Source organism: Actinomadura barringtoniae (assembly GCF_017573505.1).
GTDB lineage: Bacteria > Actinomycetota > Actinomycetes > Streptosporangiales > Streptosporangiaceae > Spirillospora > Spirillospora barringtoniae.
Genome location: NZ_JAGEOJ010000024.1, coordinates 45,096 through 61,132 on the forward strand (window position 1 = coordinate 45,096; position 16,037 = coordinate 61,132).

The following is a 16,037-nucleotide window of genomic DNA, read 5'->3' on the forward strand; positions in this document are numbered from 1 at the left end:
CATGCGGCGGCCCGGGCCTGACGGGGGGACCGGGCGGCGCGGGGTCGCGCATCGGCGAGGGGAGGGGCCATGAGCGCACAGCCAGCCCGGGCCCTCATGACGATCGGGGACGTGCTCGGACGGCTCCGGGCCGAGTTCCCGGACGTCACGATCTCCAAGATCAGGTTCCTGGAGGCGGAGGGGCTGATCGAGCCCCAGCGCAGCCCGTCGGGCTACCGCAAGTTCGCCGACACCGACGTGGAACGGCTGAGCTTCATCCTCACCGTCCAGCGCGACCACTACCTGCCGCTGCGCGTCATCAAGCAGCATCTGGAGGCCCTGGACCGGGGCGAGCCGCTCCCGCCGCTCGGCGAGCGGCGCGGCGGCACCGAGCGGCAGCGCCGCCCGCGCACCCTGGTCGCGGCCGACACGACGGCCGCCGAGCCCGCCGTACGGCTGACCAGGCGGCAGCTGCTGGACGGCGCCGGGATCGACGAGGACCTGCTCGCGCAGCTGGAGGACTACGGCCTGGTGCGCCGCTCCGGCAAGCACTACGAGGGCGAGGCGCTGACGATCGCGCGGGCCGCGGCGGCGCTCGGCTCGTACGGGTTCGAGGCCCGCAACCTGCGCGCGATCAAGGCGGCGGCCGAACGGCAGGTCGGCCTCATCGAGCAGGCGGTGGCGCCACAGTTGCGTCGCCGCAGCCCTGGGGCTCATGAGGAGGCGGCCGAGACCGCCCGCGAGATCGCGGCGCTGTCGGTCCGGTTGCACGAGGCCCTGGTCTCCACCGGCCTCCGCGAAAGCCTGGACCCTTGATCATGAATCCGCCGGAGGATTTTCCCGCGCCGTCGGCTCGCCCCCATGTCGGGGGTCGGGTGTACGTTGGCTACAGGGTTGCGTCAGAAGTCGATCTGCTCAACCGGTGATCGAGACACCGAGGACCAGCAGGGAGCCGCAGTGAAGCAGATGGAGGTCGTCGGCGTCCGGGTCGAGATGCCCTCCAATCAGCCGATCGTCCTGTTGAAGGAGACGGACGGCGATCGCTACCTGCCCATCTGGATCGGGGCGGTCGAGGCCACCGCGATCGCCTTCGCCCAGCAGGGCGTGCTGCCGGCGCGCCCGCTCACCCACGACCTGTTCCGGGACGTCCTGGACTCCCTGGGCGTCCAGCTTCGGACGGTCAACATCGTGGCGCTGCGCGAGGGCATCTTCTTCGCCGATCTGGTCTTCTCCAACGGCGTCGAGGTGAGCGCACGCCCCTCCGACTCCATCGCCCTCGCCCTGCGCACCGGGGCCACCATCTTCGCCAGCGAGGACGTGCTGGAGGAGGCGGGGGTGGCCATCCCCGACGAGCAGGAGGACGAGGTGGAGAAGTTCAGGGAGTTCCTGGACACCATCTCGCCGGAGGACTTCGGGCGGGCCGGCTGACCGTCGCTCGCCGTAGCCGTACGCCGGTTCCGGGGAGTCCTGCGGGGCCGGCGTGAATGCGGGGTCATACGATCGTGTGCGTGGGTTCGCGGTCCGTTGTTTCCGCAGGGTAACCGGCGGGGTAGGAGTGCGGTGAGAGCGTAGGTGCGCAGTTTGCCCACGTGAAGCCGGTTCATCCGGGCATGCGACGCGCCGACGACGAACGTTGACCACACCCTGACCGGCACCTACCGTGCTGGTGGAACACCCGTGGTGTAATTCGTCAAACCCCCTTGACGGAGCGTCGCGGGCTGATAGAAGCCGGAGGTCCGCGTGGCGGTGAGCAGCGGCGAGGGCAAGGCGACCCCCGACAGGCGCGTGGCATCACAGCGCGCCGGCGAGCAGGGCCTGCTGTTCGACACCGAGGTGTCGGCGCCGCCCGAGGACGTCGGCTACCGCGGTCCAACGGCCTGCTCCGCGGCGGGGATCACCTACCGGCAGCTCGACTACTGGGCGCGCACGGAACTGGTCGAGCCCAGCGTGCGGGCCGCCCACGGGTCGGGGAGCCAGCGGCTCTACAGCTTCCGCGACATCCTGGTGCTCAAGGTCGTCAAGCGGCTGCTGGACACGGGCGTGTCCCTCCAGCAGATCCGCACGGCGGTGACGCACCTGCGCGACCGCGGGGTGAACGACCTGGCACAGATCACGCTGATGAGCGACGGTGTGAGCGTCTACGAGTGCACCTCGCCCGACGAGGTCGTGGATCTGCTCCAGGGCGGCCAGGGCGTCTTCGGGATCGCGCTCGGGCGGGTCTGGCAGGAGGTCGAGGGCAGCCTCGCCGAGCTGCCCGCCGAACGGGCCGCCGTCGACGACGAGCCCGACGAGCACCCGCACGACGAGCTCGCCCACCGCAGGCGTCGCAGGATCGGCTAGACGGCCACTCCGGCCGGCCCACCACTCTGGGCCGGCCTGTTTTGTGGGCGTGGCCGACTTCTGTGGACATGGACGGCCTCGGGCCGGACAGCCTGGGGCCGGACGGCTCCCCGGCCGCTAGATCGCTTCTTTTCGCTGTAGGTAGGCGAAGGAGGCCCATCCGGGCAGCACCGGCAGCCAGAACGTCAGCAGGCGGTACAGCAGCACCGCCGAGGCCGCGGTCTCGGCGGGCAGTCCGGAGATGGTCAGCGCCACCGTGAGGGACGCCTCGACGGCGCCCAGGCCGCCCGGGGTGGGCGCGGCCGACCCGACGGCGTTGGCGGTCAGGTAGACGACCACGACCGAGGTCCAGTGCAGCGAGCCGCCGAACGCGCGGATCGAGACGTCCAGGCAGACCACGAAGCTCGCGCTGAGCAGCAGGATGCCGCCCATGCCCGTGATCATCTTGCGGGGGGACTGCAGGACGTCCACCAGGCGGGGCACGACGCCGGAGAACATGCTCTTCAGCCGGGCCGTCACGGTCCGGCGGGCCTTGGGGATGGTCATCGCCAGGCCCGCGAGGATCGCGGCGGTCAGCAGGACGATCACGATCAGCCGGGACGGCGCCAGGTCCTTGGTGGCGTTGGTGGTGGAGCCGGTGATGAAGCCGAACGAGATCAGCAGCAGGATGTGGGTGACCATGCCCATGAGCTGGGAGGCGCCCACGCTGGCCACGGCGGGTCCGGGCCGTACGCCGCTGCGCTGCAGGTAGCGGGTGTTCAGCGCCACGCCCGCGACGGCGGCGGGTGCGACCAGCTTCACGAAGGACCCCGCCAGCTGGACCAGGACCGTGCGCCACAGGGGGAGCCGTTCGGGCACGAAGCCGATCAGCATCCACGCCGCGGCGACGTAACTGACGCCCGCCGCGGCCACGCCGACCGCCGCCCACCACCACTTGGCCGTGGCGGCCAGATGGGTCAGGTCCACGCTGGAGACCTGCGGGATGACGATGTAGGCCGCGAACGTGAGGGCGACCATGCTGATGATCGTCCGGGGGCGGAACCGTTCCAGCTGGACGGGCGCGATCGTCGTCTCGGGCTCCAGCCGGACGATCTGCTCGCGGATCTGGGGGAGGAGCTCCTTGTCGTGCCGTACCGCCGCGCGGCTCTCGCGGCTCAGCGCCACCCGCTGCAGCAGCGGGACGGCGCCCGCCAGGGTCGCCTCGCCGACGACCTTGACGGCGGTGGCGACGGTCCGCTCGGCCCCGACCCGCAGGGCCAGGGTGGTGAGCAGCTGGGTCAGGTCCAGGCGGAGCGCCAGGTCACCGGCGGCGATCTCGCCGGAACGCATGTCGATGATGTGCGCGCGGCCGTCGGCGGCGATCAGGATGGCCTCGCCGTCCAGCCGCCGGTGCGCCAGCCGGCTCGCCTGGAGGCGCTTCAGCTGCCGCCAGACGTCCACCAGGAGCTCGTCGGTGATCTCCTCGTCGGCGAGCGAGCTGAGGCGGCGGCCCTGGACGTGCTCGTAGGCCAGCAGGGCGGCCTCGGTGCCGACCTCGCTGGTGCCGACCAGGCGGGGGGTGCGGACGCCGGCCGCGGTGGCGGCGTAGGACATCAGCGACTCCTGCTCCAGTGAGCGGCGCAGGGAGCGCAGGGCCCGGCGGGGCGGGTTCGCGCGGAGCCTGAGCAGCCGCCAGACCCGGTAGAACAGACCGGCGGTCTGCTGGTCGCGGTCCAGCACGTTCAGCCGCAGCTGCCACTCGCCGCTCGGCAGCGCCCGGCCGCCGCGCTCGACGGCGACGAAGTAGACCCGGGGGCCGTCGGGCAGGGCGGCGGCCTGACGGGCTCTGAGCGGCTTGAAGCCGAGCCGGGACAGCGCCGCCATCACCGAGGTGCCCGGCGGGCGCGGATTGGGCGTTCCGACGGCGTAGAGCGTGCCGTGGCCGAACGCGCGGCCCAGGAAGTAGGTGGCGGCGAGCGCCGACACCGAGGCGTAGGAGGCGGTGAGGCCGGTCAGCGCGGCCAGGCCGATCATCGCCCAGGTGGCGGCCTGCCAGCGGGTGCGCCCGGCCATGCCGACGGCCGTGACGAACGCGATGACCGGCGCGATGTCGGTGTGCACCGGGGCGGTGTCGTGGCCGCCCCAGATCAGCGAGTCCAGCACGCCGCCGGGCGCCGACGGCGCGACCCAGTCGTCCAGGATGATCGTCAGCGCGAACGCCAGGACCGCCGCGAGCAGCGCGATCGCCACCCGCATGCCGTCCTTGTGGAACATCCGTTCGATCGCGAACGCGACCGGGACGGCCAGCACGCCGAAGCTGGAGGCCAGCGTCGCCAGGGACAGCAGGATGCGCGGCGCGTGCGCGGTGCCCTCGACGATGTCGCTCTGCAGGCCGTGCGTGGTCTGCTTAGCGATCGACACCAGCACCATGACCGCGACCAGGCCGAGGACCGAGGCCGCGAAACGGATCGCGTCGGTCGGGCGGCGGATGCGGTCGGGGGCCTCGGGCTCGTCCACGGGCACGCCGACGGTCGGGGCGCCGAGCTCCTCTGGCTGCGGCGCCTCGTCATGGGTCTGCGTCACGCCCTGAGTCACGCACCACCTGCCGGACCGTTCACTGAGATCAGCGTCTCAGACCCCTCGGCAGGTAGTCGAGCGCGGCCCGCGAACGGGTTCCGCTTGGGTACACCGGTGCCTTGTATTCTTCTCGCCCCCTGCCTCACGGCCGCCCCTCCGTGAGTCTCACGTATCGTAACGCGGTGGATCCAGGCGGTTGATCATGCCCCGTCCGCCACGCCCGGGGCGATACCGGCGGCGATCGTTCGCCCGCTCGTTGGATAGAGTTCCCATATACACATGCCGTCGACCCTGTGCGGGAGAGATTCCACGCAGCCAGCGTGGGACGCCGAAGGGGCAACCTCCCCGGAACCTCTCAGGCAAAAGGACCGCTCGGGCGAGGCACCTCTGGAAAGCAGGCGGTCTTCGCCTCACCGAAGGGGAAACCCCGCGACGCGGCGGGTGAAGCTCTCAGGTGCCCATGACAGAGGGGGAGACCGGCCATCGGCCCACAGGGGCCGTTGGTGGCCCTGAGCGACCGCAGCAGCCCAGGAGGCTTCCCCAATGACCGCCCAGTACTTCGCCCCCGTGGCTTCGCCGCAGCATCCCCGGACGACGTTCGCCGACCGGCACATCGGGCCTTCCCCCGACGACCTGTCCCGCATGCTGACGGCCATCGGCTACTCCGGGGCCGACGCGCTGATCGACGACGCGGTCCCGGCGGCCATCCGCGGTGACCGGCCGCTGAACCTGCCTCCCGCCTTGAGCGAGCCGCAGGCGCTGGCCCGGCTGCGCGAGCTGGCCGACAAGAACACCGTCCTGCGCTCCATGATCGGGCTGGGCTACCACGGCACGTTCACGCCGGGGGTCATCCTGCGGAACGTGCTGGAGAACCCGGGCTGGTACACCGCCTACACCCCGTACCAGCCGGAGATCTCGCAGGGCCGCCTCGAGGCGCTGCTGAACTTCCAGACCGTGGTGAGCGATCTCACCGGGCTGCCGGTCGCCAACGCCTCCCTGCTGGACGAGGGCACCGCCGCCGCCGAGGGCATGGCGCTGGCCCACCGCGTCTCCAAGCGCAAGGACCCCGGCGCGTTCCTGATCGACGCCGACGCCCTGCCGCAGACAGTCGAGGTCATCCGGACCCGCGCGGTCCCGCTGGGCATCGACGTCGTGGTCGCCGACCTGTCCGGCGGGCTGCCCGAGGGCGACTTCTTCGGCGTCCTGGTGCAGTACCCGGGCGCCTCCGGCGCGGTCCGCGACCTGGCGCCGCTCGCCGAGCAGGCCCACGAGCGCGGCGCCCAGGTGGTCGCCGCCGCCGACCTGCTCGCGCTGACCCTGCTGAAGCCGCCCGGCGAGTCCGGCGCCGACATCGTGATCGGCTCGGCGCAGCGGTTCGGCGTCCCGTTCGGCTTCGGCGGCCCGCACGCCGGCTACATGGCCGTGGGCGAGGGCATCCAGCGGCAGCTGCCGGGCCGCCTGGTGGGCGTGTCACTCGACGCCGACGGCGCCCCCGCCTACCGCCTCGCGCTCCAGACCCGCGAGCAGCACATCCGCCGCGAGAAGGCCACCAGCAACATCTGCACCGCCCAGGTCCTGCTCGCCGTGATGGCCAGCATGTACGCGGTCTACCACGGCCCCGAGGGCCTGGCCGCGATCGCCGAGCGCGCCCACGGGCACGCCGTCCGGATCGCCTCCGGACTGCGCGAGGGCGGCGTCGAGGTCGTGCACGACTCGTTCTTCGACACCGTCCTGGCCCGCGTCCCGGGCCGCGCGTCCGAGGTCGTGCGCGCCGCGCGCGACGCCGGGCGCAACCTGCGCATGGTGGACGACGACCACGTCGGCATCGCCTGCGACGAGGTCACCGACGACGGCGACGTGACCGCCGTGCTGGGCGCGTTCGGCGTCTCCACCGACCTGCCGGAGACCACCGGCCAGGCGATCCCGGACGCGCTGCGGCGCGAGAGCCCCTACCTCACCCACCCGGTCTTCCACGCGCACCGCTCCGAGACCGCGATGCTGCGCTACCTGCGCAAGCTCCAGGACAAGGACATCGCGCTCGACCGGTCGATGATCCCGCTCGGCTCCTGCACGATGAAGCTGAACGCCACCTCCGAGATGGAGGCGATCACCTGGCCGGAGTTCGCGAACATCCACCCGTTCGCGCCGATCGGCCAGGTCGCCGGCTACGTCGAGCTGATCGGCGAGCTGGAGGACTGGCTCGCCGAGATCACCGGCTACGCCAAGGTCTCGGTGCAGCCGAACGCCGGCTCCCAGGGCGAGCTCGCCGGGCTGCTGGCCATCCGCGGCTACCACGCCTCGCGCGGCGACCAGGCCCGCCAGGTCTGCCTCATCCCGTCCTCGGCGCACGGCACCAACGCCGCCAGTGCCGTCATGGCAGGCATGAAGGTCGTCGTCGTCAAGTGCGACGACCAGGGCAACATCGACCTCGACGACCTGCACGCCAAGATCGGCAAGCACCGCGAGCAGCTCGCCGCGATCATGGTCACCTACCCGTCCACGCACGGGGTGTTCGAGGAGACCATCGCCGACGTCTGCAAGGCCGTGCACGACGCCGGCGGCCAGGTCTACGTGGACGGCGCCAACCTGAACGCGCTGGTCGGCCTCGCCCGGCCCGGCGAGTTCGGCTCCGACGTCTCCCACCTCAACCTGCACAAGACGTTCTGCATCCCGCACGGCGGCGGCGGTCCGGGCGTCGGCCCGGTCGGCGTCCGCGAGCACCTGGTGCCGTTCCTGCCCAGCCACCCGCTGCGCGCGGAGGCCGGCCCGCAGGACACCGGCGTCGGCCCGATCTCGGCGGCGCCGTGGGGCTCGGCGGGCATCCTGCCGATCTCCTGGGCCTACATCGCGATGATGGGCCCGGACGGCCTGCGCGAGGCCACCGAGGGCGCCATCATCGGCGCCAACTACCTCGCCGCCCGGCTCGCGCCGCACTACCCGATCCTCTACACCGGCCGGAACGGCCTGGTCGCGCACGAGTGCATCGCCGACCTCCGCAAGATCACCAAGGACACCGGGATCACCGCCGAGGACGTCGCCAAGCGGCTGATCGACTACGGCTTCCACGCGCCCACGCTGTCGTTCCCGGTGGCCGGCACGCTGATGATCGAGCCGACCGAGAGCGAGGACCTGGCCGAGCTCGACCGGTTCGTGGACGCGCTGATCGGGATCCGCCGCGAGATCGAGCGGGTCGCCGAGGGCGGCTACGACCGCGATGACAACCCGCTGAAGAACGCCCCGCACACCGCGGCCAGCCTCATCACCGAGGACTGGAAGCACGCCTACGGCCGCGAGGAGGCCGCCTACCCGGTGCCCGCGCTGCGCGAGAACAAATACTGGTCGCCGGTCCGCCGCATCGACCAGGCCTACGGCGACCGCAACCTGGTGTGCTCCTGCCCGCCGCCGGAGGCCTTCGAGGACTGATCGCCCGAACCGACGCCGTTCCGGATCGCCCCCGGCAGGTGCCCTCTGCGGTACCGGCCGGGGGCGATGCCGTACTCGCGCTTGAACGCGTTGGCGAACGCGAACTCCGACCCGTACCCGACCTTCGCCGCGACCGTGCCGAGCGGCGCGTCGGACTCGGTGAGCAGCCGCGCCGCCATCGTCATCCGCCACCAGGTCAGGTAGGCCAGCGGCGGCCGTCCCACCAGGGCGGTGAAGCGGCGGGCGAACGAGGCCCGTGACATGCGCGCCCGCGCGCCCAGCTCCTCGACCGTCCAGGCGCGCTCCGGCTCGTTGTGGATCGCGTGGATCGCGCCGCCGATGCCCGGATCATTGAGCGCTCCCGCCCATCCCGTGGTCTCGCCCCGTCCGGGCTGCTCGTCGAGCCAGGCCCGCAGAATGTAGAGCAGGAGCATGTCCAGGAGCGCGGGAACGATCGCGTCCGCGCCCAGCCGGGGGCTCTGCAGCTCGGCGCCGAGCAGCTCCACGGCGGAACGGATCTCCGGGCGGTGGCCGAGGCGCGCGGGCAGGTGCACGATCTCGGGCAGGTCGGTGAGCAGTGGGTGGACCCGCGCCGGATCCATCTCGTACGCGCCGCAGAGCGTGACGGTCGAGGCCTGATCGCCGTCGCCCGACGCCAGGCCCACAGGCGGCGACGCGTAGCGCTGCTCGAAGCGGCCGCCGTCCTGCGGGTCGCAGATGTACGGGGCGATCGGCGTCGTGGGGGAGTCGGCCAGCGCGTGCTCCCCGCCGTGCGGCAGGAACACGACGTCGCCCACGGCCAGCTGCAGCGGCGGCGTGCCTCCGTCGGCCGGGATCAGCCAGCACGAGCCGCGCAGGATCACCTGGAACCCGGCCGCTCCCGGTACCGACCGGAACTGCTGCCCCCAGGGCGCCCGCCACTCGACCAGAGCCGAACGCGGCTCGCCCCGCCGCATCACCGCGATCACGTCGCTCAGCACGTCCATTGGGCGAGCATAGCGATGAGACGCTGGCGCATGAATCAGAGATCTGAGCTTATAGCTCGTCTCATCTGTGTCGCTCTACGGTCGTTCCATTGAACGATCGACCACGGAGGACACCATGCGAGCTGCGTTGATTCAGGAGTTCGGCGGACCGGACGTCATCGGCTACGAGGAAGTGCCGAGGCCGGTGCCCGGGCCGGGCGAGGTGCTGGTGAAGGTCGCGGGGGCGGCGTTCAACCCGTCCGATATCGGGGCGCGGTCGGGGCTGCTGCGTGAGGTGCTCGGCCACGAGGTGCCGATGGTCCTCGGCGTCGACGTGTCGGGCACGGTCGCCGGTGAACCGGTGATCGGGCGCCTGGATCGCGGTGGCGCCATGGCCGAGTACACGGTCGCGGCGGCGGACCTGCTGGTACGGGCCCCGGCGAGCATCCCGCTCGCGGAAGCCGCCGCCATTCCGGTCGCCGGGCTCACGGCCTGGCAGGCGGTCCACGAGCACGCCGAGCCGGTGGCGGGGGAGCGGGTGCTTATCAACGGTGCCGGAGGCGGAGTGGGTATGTTCGCTGTCCAGCTCGCCAAGCACGCGGGCGCGCATGTCGTCGCGACCGCTTCGCCTCGCAGTGCGGACGCCGCGCGACGGTATGGCGCCGACCAGGTCGTTCACTACACCGAGCCGTCGTGGGCGGACGAGATCGACGGTCCGGTGGACGCGGTGCTCAACCTGGCTCCGATCGCCCCGGCGGCCGCGGCCCGGTTGCTCGCCCTCCTACGGCCCGGGGGACGCCTGGTCTCGATCACCGGGCCGGTCGAGCCGCCGGAGGACGCCAAGGTGACCGCGACCCACTTCGTGGCGCGCAACGACACGGCTCAGCTCGCCGCACTCGCCGGCCTCGTCGACACCGGGAAGGTGCGGGTCGAGGTCGCCGGCACACGGGCGTTCAGCGAGCTCGCCGACGTTCACCGCGCGGCAGCTGCGGGTGACCTTCAAGGCAAGATCGTTCTCACTCCATGACGCGTGTGTTTCCGGGTGTTGTAGCGCGACGGGAGACCCGTGTCTCGGTAGGCTTCGGGAGACTATTCGATCCCCAGAAGGCTGCGCATGAGCGAGACGCCCGACGATCCGGCCCGTCTGTGCGAGGAGGCCCGGCGGCTCGCCGAGGACGGCGAACTGGGCCTGGCCGCCCAGCTGTTCGAGCAGGTCGTGGACCTCGGTGACACCCCGCTCCGGGCGCAGGCCGCGCTCGGGCTCGCGGTGGTCCTGGACGACGCGGGGAACGTGACGGCGGCGCGTGCGGCCGACCGGACCGCGATCGCGACGCGGGATCCCGAGTACGGGCCGCGCGCGGCCTACCATCTCGCGCTGACCCACGAGCGGGCCGGGGAGCACGGCGAGGCCGGGCCCGCCTGGCAGATGGTGGTCGACTTCGGCAACCCGGCCTACATGCCGCCCGCGCTGCTGGCGCTCGCGCGGCTCGCCGACGACGGGGGCGACTTCGACGCCGCGCGCGGGCACTGGGAAGAGGCGATCGCGACCGGCGACCCCGAGTACGGGCCGGTGGCGGCGCACGACCTGGCGCAGCGGCTGCTGGAACGCGGCGACCCCGCACGCGCCCAGCGGATCCTCACCGCGGGCCTGAAGCTGATCGACCGGGAGACCGCGCCCTACGCCTACTCCCGGCTGGCCGTCGCGGTCGGCATCTCCTACCTCGACCAGGCCATCGGCGCGTTCGGCGCGGCGCTCGGCGACGGCGACGAGCCGGCCGACCCCGAGATCGGCCCGCTGGCCACCGAACTGCTGGCGCGCACCCTGCCGCTGCGCGGGCGCGGCGGCGAGGCGCGCGACATCTGGCGCCGCGGCCTCGCCGACACCGGCGTTGCCGGCCAGGTCCGCGCCCGGCTGCGCCGCGACTTCGGCGCCGAGGACGACGAGGTCGATCCCGCCGACGTGTGGTGGGAGCCGGTCATGGAGTCGGCGGTGTCGGACGGCAGCCTGCCCGCGCTGGCCGGCGAGGCGTTCGGCGCCCTCGACCACATGTACGCGCTGCTGGCCGTCCGTTACGCCGAGGGCGGCGGCGAGGCCCACGAACTGCTCGGCCGCGCGATCCGCGTGCCGAGCGACTACGCCTGGGGCCCGCTGCTGCACGAGAGCTTCGCCGAACGGCTGCGGCTGGCCATGGGCACACCCGCGCCGCCCGGCTGGCCAGACGCGTAGCCAGTTCCGCTAGTCGGCCACGTCGCGTTCGGCGATCACCTTGGTGATGCGGACGCGGACGAGGTACTCGCCTGGGACGGCGTTGCGCTCGCCGAACTCCGCGCCCCGGTCCTCGCCCATGTAGCGGCCGCCGATCGTGGTGGCCCACTTGAGCTTGTCGTCGACGTCGTCCTCGAGGGTCGCCTCGCCGTGGATGATGACGAACGAGTAGGGCGGCCGCTGGTCGTCCACGCAGAGCACCACCCGCGGGTCGCGTCGCAGGATGCGGCCCTTGAGGCTGTCCTTGCCGGTGTTGAAGAGCAGGTCGTCGCCGTCCAGGACGAACCAGACCGGCGTCACGTGCGGCGCACCGTCCTTGCGGGTGAGCGCGACCTTGCCGGTCTTGGTGCCCTCGGAGACGAACGCCCGCCACTCGCTGTCTGTCATCGTTGCCATGATCCAAGTCTGCCGCATGCGGACCGGGCGGCTACGCTGGGTCACGTGGAGATCGTGACGGCCCACGGCCCGGCCGAGGTCACGCTGGACGAGACCGCCGACCCCTCGTTCCTGCTGGTGCTGACGCACGGGTCGAACGGAGGCGTGGAGGCGGCCGACCTGCTGGCGGTGCGTGAGGTGGCGCTGAGCCTCGGGGCCGCCGTCGCCCGGGTGATGCAGCCGTTCCGGCTGGCGGGCCGGCGCGCGCCGGGACCTCCGGCCAAGCAGGACGAGGCCTGGCTCGAGATCGTCAAGCTGCTGCGCGACCGGTTCGGTGACGTTCCGCTGGTGCAGGGCGGGCGGAGCAACGGCGCCCGGGTGGCCTGCCGTACGGCCCGGGACGCGGGGGCCACCGGCGTGGTGGCGCTGGCGTTCCCGCTGCACCCGCCGGGCAAGCCGGAGAAGTCACGCGCCGATGAACTGCGGGCGGCGGGGGCCGAGGTCCTGGTCGTGAACGGCGATCGCGATCCGTTCGGGATCCCGGACGCGGCCGACGCCGCCGAGGTCGTCGTGCTGCCGGGCGAACGGCATGACCTCAACAAGAATCCCGCCGCGGTGGGTGCCACGGTCGAACCGTGGCTGCGCCGCTGGCGGGACAGGTGAGTTGTGAAGTTTTGTGGTGGTCTGTGCGCCATACGGCCCCTGGGCCCCGGTCGGGCCCAGAGGTCTCGGGCAGGCGGCGCCGCCCCCGAGGATGATCACCCGTTTTGACTAGTCCCCCGTGGAACGAGTCGTCAAGCGGCGGACGGGGCCCAAAGGTCCGTCGGCCGGTGCGGTGCGATGATTCCCCCGTCGGGCAGCAGCTCGCCGGTGTCGTCGAAGAGCACGACGCCATTGCACAGTAGGCTCCATCCCTGCTCGGGGTGGTTGGCCACAGTCTTGGCGGCGTCGCGGTTCGGTCCGTCCGGTGAAGGACAGGGCGGCTGGTGCGGGCACATCGGCGTGCCTCCGGTCTCAAGTGTTCGTGGTGGTGTTGTTCTTCTTATGACGTTCCCCAGTGTGATGCGGTTCGCATCTTCGCGGCCATAGCCCGTTGGGACGGTTGTCCCTTGGTACCGGGGTACCGGTGGGCTGTGACCCGCCTCACTCCGAGGTGCCATACACAGGGTGCACCGAGATCGATAACGGGTGAAGAACGACGCGCCGTCATAAGGCAAACGATTCCTCCTGATTCGTGGCTCTCATGCCCGTCGGCCCTCATCGGCCACACGTGTGGGATCGTTTCGCCTGTTTGCCCCGCCTGAGCCCCCTACGCTTTCTCTCGGCGGGGGAGCGGCCGAGGGGGAGGTGGGGGCCCGTGCGCGTGGCGCTGTTCGTCGCCTGCTTCAACGACGCGTTGTTCCCCGGCACCGGACGCGCGGTGACCGAGTTGCTGGAGAGACTCGGCCACGACGTCGTGTTCAACGTAGAGCAGACCTGTTGTGGCCAGATGCACTGGGCGTCCGGCTACCACCGCGAGGCCGCCGACCTCGCCCGCGGGGTGACCAGCCTGTTCGAGGACGGTGAGGTCATCGTGACGCCGTCGGCATCGTGCGCGGCGACGATGCGGGAGTCCTACCCGCGCATCGCCCGCGCCGCCGGCGATCCCGAGCTCGCCGCGGCGGCCGAGACGCTGGCCGTCTACGAGCTGACCGAGTTCCTGGTGGACGTGCTGGGCGTGGTCGACGTGGGCGCCTACTTCCCGCACCGGGTCACCTACCACCCGACCTGCCACTCGCTGCGCTCGCTCGGCGTGGGGGACCGGCCGCTGCGGCTGCTGCGCGCGGTGAAGGGCCTGGACCTGGCCGAGCTGCCCGCCGCCGACGAGTGCTGCGGCTTCGGCGGCGCGTTCGCCATGAAGAACGCCGACGTGTCGGTGGCGATGGTGGCCGACAAGGTACGGCACATCCGCGACACCGCCGCCGACGTGGTGTGCGCGGTCGACAACTCCTGCCTGGCCCACATCGACGGCGCGCTGTCGCGGCTGCGCGGCGGCGTGCGGGTCATGCACCTGGCTGAGATCCTCGCCGGCACGGAGGGGACATGACCCCCGTCCCGGTCGGCATGCCCAAGTTCGCCACCACCGCGCGGACCGCGCTTGCCGACCCGCGCCTGCGCCGGGACCTGCGCACCGTCAACGGGTCACGCCGCGAACGTTCGGCGCAGGCCGTCGCGTCGACCCCCGACTGGGAGGAACTGCGCGAGGCGGGCCGGGCCATCAGGGACCGCACGCTGCTCGGCCTCGACACCTACCTGCAGGAGCTCGAACGCGCGGTCACCGAGGCCGGCGGCACGGTGCACTGGGCGGGCAACGCCGCCAAGGCCGGCCGCATCGTCACCGGCCTGATCGATCGCGACGCCGAGGTCATCATCTCCGCGTCCACGGTGACCCGCGAGATCGGCCTCGCCGGGGCGCTGTCGGAGGCGGGGATCCGCGCGACCGAGACCGACCTCGCCGAACTGATCGGCGGGTTCCGGGAGTCCCACCCCGACGCCGCCTCCATCCGGGAGCTGTTCCAGCACGAGATCCCGGCCGCCACCGCCGAGCTGAGCGAGGACCCGGCCGAGCTGGCCGAGGTCGCCCGCACCCATCTGCGCGACCGGTTCCTGTCCGCCGACGTGGCGGTCTGCGGCGCCGACTTCGCCGTCGCCGACACCGGCACGCTCGTGCTGCTGGAGGGCGAGGGCGACGGCCGGATGTGCCTCACCCTGCCGCGCACCCTCATCGCGGTCGCGGGCCTGGACGCCGTGGTCCCCTCCTGGGCTGACATGGAGGTCTTCCTGCAGCTGCTGCCGCGCGCGTCGTCGGGTGACCCGATGTCGCCTGCGGTGTCGACCTGGACGGGCCTGGCCCCCGGCGACGGACCGGCGGAGTTCCACCTGGTGCTCGTCGACAACGGCCGTACGAAGGCGCTCGCCGACGAGGTGGGCCGCCAGTCGCTGCGCTGCATCCGCTGCACGGCCTGCTCGGCGGTGTGCCCGGTGTACGAGCGGACCGGTGCCGGACCCTATGGACCGGTCCTGCCGGGACCGATCGGCGCCGTGCTGACGCCGCAACTGCGCGGGGTGGAGCGCGCCTTCGAGGCCTCGCTGCCGTACGCCTCCACGCTGTGCGGCGCCTGCGCGGACGTCTGCCCGGTCAAGATCGACATTCCGGAGCTCCTGGTGCACATGCGCGGCCAGGTCATCGAGTCGCGCCGGCGCCGCCCGGTGCCGACGCCGGAGATGATGCTGATGCGCACGGTCGCCTGGACGATGGGGGACCGGCGCCGCTACGAGACCGCGATGCAGCGCACCACTCGCGGCGCGCGTCTCCTCGCCCGCGGCGGCCGCATCAAGCGGCTGCCGGGGCTGCTCGGCAAGTGGACCGAGGCGCGCGACCTGCCCGCCCCGCCCCGTGAGAGCTTCCGCGCCTGGTGGCGCACGAGGGACGGTCGCTGATGGGGGAGCGGGAGAAGATCCTCGGGCGGGTCCGGGACGCGCTGGGCGACGCGCGCGGGACCGAGGTGGAGGTGCCGCGCGACTACCGGCGGCGGCTCACCGAGGACGTGGCGGCCGGACGGGCCGACGTGCTGGCGCTGTTCACCGAACGGCTCGCCGACCACCGCGCGACCGTGCGCCACGTGGGCGGCGACGAGCTGGCCACCACGCTCGCGGCGGCGCTGTGGGGACGCGAGGCCAAGGAGATCATCGTTCCGGCCGACCTGCCGTACGGCTGGCTGGCCGAGCTGGACGGCGTGCGCGCCCTGGCCGACTCGGCGATGACCGACACCGCCACGCTGCGGGCGGTCGACGGCGTCGTGACCGGCTGCGCGGTGGCGATCGCGCAGACCGGCACGATCGTGCTGGACGGCGGCCGGGCGCAGGGGCGGCGCGCCCTCACGCTGGTCCCCGCGCATCACCTGTGCGTCGTGCACGCCGACCAGGTCGTCGGCACGGTGCCGGAGGCGGTCTCGCGGGTCGACCCGTACCGCCCGCTCACCTGGATCAGCGGGCCGACCGCGACGGGCGCGCTCGGGCCGCCGCGCGTGACGGGCATGCACGGCCCGCGCAGCCTCGAGGTCCTGGTCGTCGAGGACTGAGCGGCGCGGCGC

General features: G+C 72.4%; 14 protein-coding genes and 2 riboswitches. Of the genes, 10 read left to right on the forward strand and 4 right to left on the reverse strand.

Annotated features, from left to right (window positions below; all coding sequences use genetic code 11):
* The first annotated feature begins 69 nt into the window (after positions 1-69).
* The 3 genes from ftsR to J4573_RS43680 all read left to right on the forward strand — a co-directional run bounded on the left by ftsR (position 70) and on the right by J4573_RS43680 (position 2,319).
* Positions 70-795: a transcriptional regulator FtsR gene (gene ftsR / locus J4573_RS43670; RefSeq protein WP_208262159.1), complete on the forward strand. Its 726-nt coding sequence runs from the start codon at positions 70-72 to the stop codon at positions 793-795.
* A 141-nt stretch (positions 796-936) separates the two neighbouring features.
* Entirely contained in the window at positions 937-1,407 is a 471-nt protein-coding gene (locus J4573_RS43675; protein ID WP_208262161.1) for a bifunctional nuclease family protein, read from the forward strand.
* Positions 1,408-1,719: 312 nt separating this feature from the next.
* The gene (locus tag J4573_RS43680; protein WP_208262162.1) at positions 1,720-2,319 is read left to right on the forward strand and encodes a MerR family transcriptional regulator; all 600 of its coding nucleotides are present in this window, start codon (positions 1,720-1,722) and stop codon (positions 2,317-2,319) included.
* Positions 2,320-2,436: 117 nt separating this feature from the next.
* Here J4573_RS43680 and J4573_RS43685 read toward each other — a convergent pair whose 3' ends face one another.
* Positions 2,437-4,881: a lysylphosphatidylglycerol synthase transmembrane domain-containing protein gene (locus J4573_RS43685; protein ID WP_208262164.1), complete on the reverse strand. Its 2,445-nt coding sequence runs from the start codon at positions 4,879-4,881 to the stop codon at positions 2,437-2,439.
* Positions 4,882-5,161: 280 nt separating this feature from the next.
* A riboswitch (glycine riboswitch) is annotated at positions 5,162-5,256 on the forward strand.
* Positions 5,257-5,352: riboswitch (glycine riboswitch) on the forward strand.
* Positions 5,353-5,418: 66 nt separating this feature from the next.
* On the opposite strand from J4573_RS43685, the gene gcvP reads away from it, so the two are divergent.
* On the forward strand, positions 5,419-8,298 hold the full coding sequence (gene gcvP, locus J4573_RS43690) for an aminomethyl-transferring glycine dehydrogenase (protein WP_208262166.1): 2,880 nt from the start codon (positions 5,419-5,421) through the stop codon (positions 8,296-8,298).
* On the opposite strand, the gene J4573_RS43695 is transcribed toward gcvP, so the two are convergent.
* Positions 8,241-9,284: an AraC family transcriptional regulator gene (locus tag J4573_RS43695; protein WP_208262168.1), complete on the reverse strand. Its 1,044-nt coding sequence runs from the start codon at positions 9,282-9,284 to the stop codon at positions 8,241-8,243. The two genes, gcvP and J4573_RS43695, sit on opposite strands and share 58 nt — an antisense overlap.
* Positions 9,285-9,399: 115 nt before the next feature.
* On the opposite strand from J4573_RS43695, the gene J4573_RS43700 reads away from it, so the two are divergent.
* Positions 9,400-10,290, forward strand: a complete 891-nt coding sequence (locus J4573_RS43700; protein WP_208262170.1) for an NADP-dependent oxidoreductase — start codon at positions 9,400-9,402, stop codon at positions 10,288-10,290.
* Between the two features lie 87 nt (positions 10,291-10,377).
* Positions 10,378-11,490 (forward strand): tetratricopeptide repeat protein, encoded by a 1,113-nt coding sequence (locus J4573_RS43705; protein WP_208262172.1) that lies wholly within the window; start codon positions 10,378-10,380, stop codon positions 11,488-11,490.
* A gap of 9 nt (positions 11,491-11,499) precedes the next feature.
* On the opposite strand, the gene J4573_RS43710 is transcribed toward J4573_RS43705, so the two are convergent.
* Complete coding sequence (locus tag J4573_RS43710) at positions 11,500-11,925, reverse strand: PPOX class F420-dependent oxidoreductase (protein ID WP_208262173.1); 426 nt, start codon at positions 11,923-11,925, stop codon at positions 11,500-11,502.
* 45 nt (positions 11,926-11,970) lie between these two features.
* On the opposite strand from J4573_RS43710, the gene J4573_RS43715 reads away from it, so the two are divergent.
* Positions 11,971-12,567: an alpha/beta hydrolase family protein gene (locus J4573_RS43715; protein ID WP_208262175.1), complete on the forward strand. Its 597-nt coding sequence runs from the start codon at positions 11,971-11,973 to the stop codon at positions 12,565-12,567.
* Positions 12,568-12,698: 131 nt separating this feature from the next.
* Here the strand turns inward: J4573_RS43715 and J4573_RS54785 are convergent, their stop codons facing one another.
* Positions 12,699-12,902, reverse strand: a complete 204-nt coding sequence (locus J4573_RS54785) for a DUF5999 family protein (protein ID WP_243774554.1) — start codon at positions 12,900-12,902, stop codon at positions 12,699-12,701.
* A 359-nt stretch (positions 12,903-13,261) separates the two neighbouring features.
* Here J4573_RS54785 and J4573_RS43720 point away from each other — a divergent pair, with 359 nt between their 5' ends.
* From J4573_RS43720 to J4573_RS43730, 3 genes are read left to right on the forward strand one after another with little or no spacing between them, the layout of a single operon-like run.
* Positions 13,262-13,990, forward strand: a complete 729-nt coding sequence (locus tag J4573_RS43720; protein WP_208262177.1) for a (Fe-S)-binding protein — start codon at positions 13,262-13,264, stop codon at positions 13,988-13,990.
* Positions 13,987-15,384 (forward strand): lactate utilization protein B, encoded by a 1,398-nt coding sequence (locus J4573_RS43725; RefSeq protein ID WP_208262179.1) that lies wholly within the window; start codon positions 13,987-13,989, stop codon positions 15,382-15,384. Before J4573_RS43720 ends, J4573_RS43725 begins: the two co-directional genes overlap by 4 nt.
* Positions 15,384-16,025 (forward strand): LutC/YkgG family protein, encoded by a 642-nt coding sequence (locus tag J4573_RS43730; RefSeq protein ID WP_208262181.1) that lies wholly within the window; start codon positions 15,384-15,386, stop codon positions 16,023-16,025. Before J4573_RS43725 ends, J4573_RS43730 begins: the two co-directional genes overlap by 1 nt.
* Positions 16,026-16,037: the final 12 nt, after the last annotated feature.

Coding starts and splice junctions, on each gene's coding strand:
- J4573_RS43710 (WP_208262173.1), bottom strand. CDS start 11,925: ATGGCAACGATGACAGACAGCGAGTGGCGGGCGTTCGTCTCCGAGGGC.
- J4573_RS43725 (WP_208262179.1), top strand. CDS start 13,987: ATGACCCCCGTCCCGGTCGGCATGCCCAAGTTCGCCACCACCGCGCGG.
- J4573_RS43695 (WP_208262168.1), bottom strand. CDS start 9,284: ATGGACGTGCTGAGCGACGTGATCGCGGTGATGCGGCGGGGCGAGCCG.
- gcvP (WP_208262166.1), top strand. CDS start 5,419: ATGACCGCCCAGTACTTCGCCCCCGTGGCTTCGCCGCAGCATCCCCGG.
- J4573_RS43730 (WP_208262181.1), top strand. CDS start 15,384: ATGGGGGAGCGGGAGAAGATCCTCGGGCGGGTCCGGGACGCGCTGGGC.
- J4573_RS43705 (WP_208262172.1), top strand. CDS start 10,378: ATGAGCGAGACGCCCGACGATCCGGCCCGTCTGTGCGAGGAGGCCCGG.
- J4573_RS43700 (WP_208262170.1), top strand. CDS start 9,400: ATGCGAGCTGCGTTGATTCAGGAGTTCGGCGGACCGGACGTCATCGGC.
- ftsR (WP_208262159.1), top strand. CDS start 70: ATGAGCGCACAGCCAGCCCGGGCCCTCATGACGATCGGGGACGTGCTC.
- J4573_RS54785 (WP_243774554.1), bottom strand. CDS start 12,902: ATGTGCCCGCACCAGCCGCCCTGTCCTTCACCGGACGGACCGAACCGC.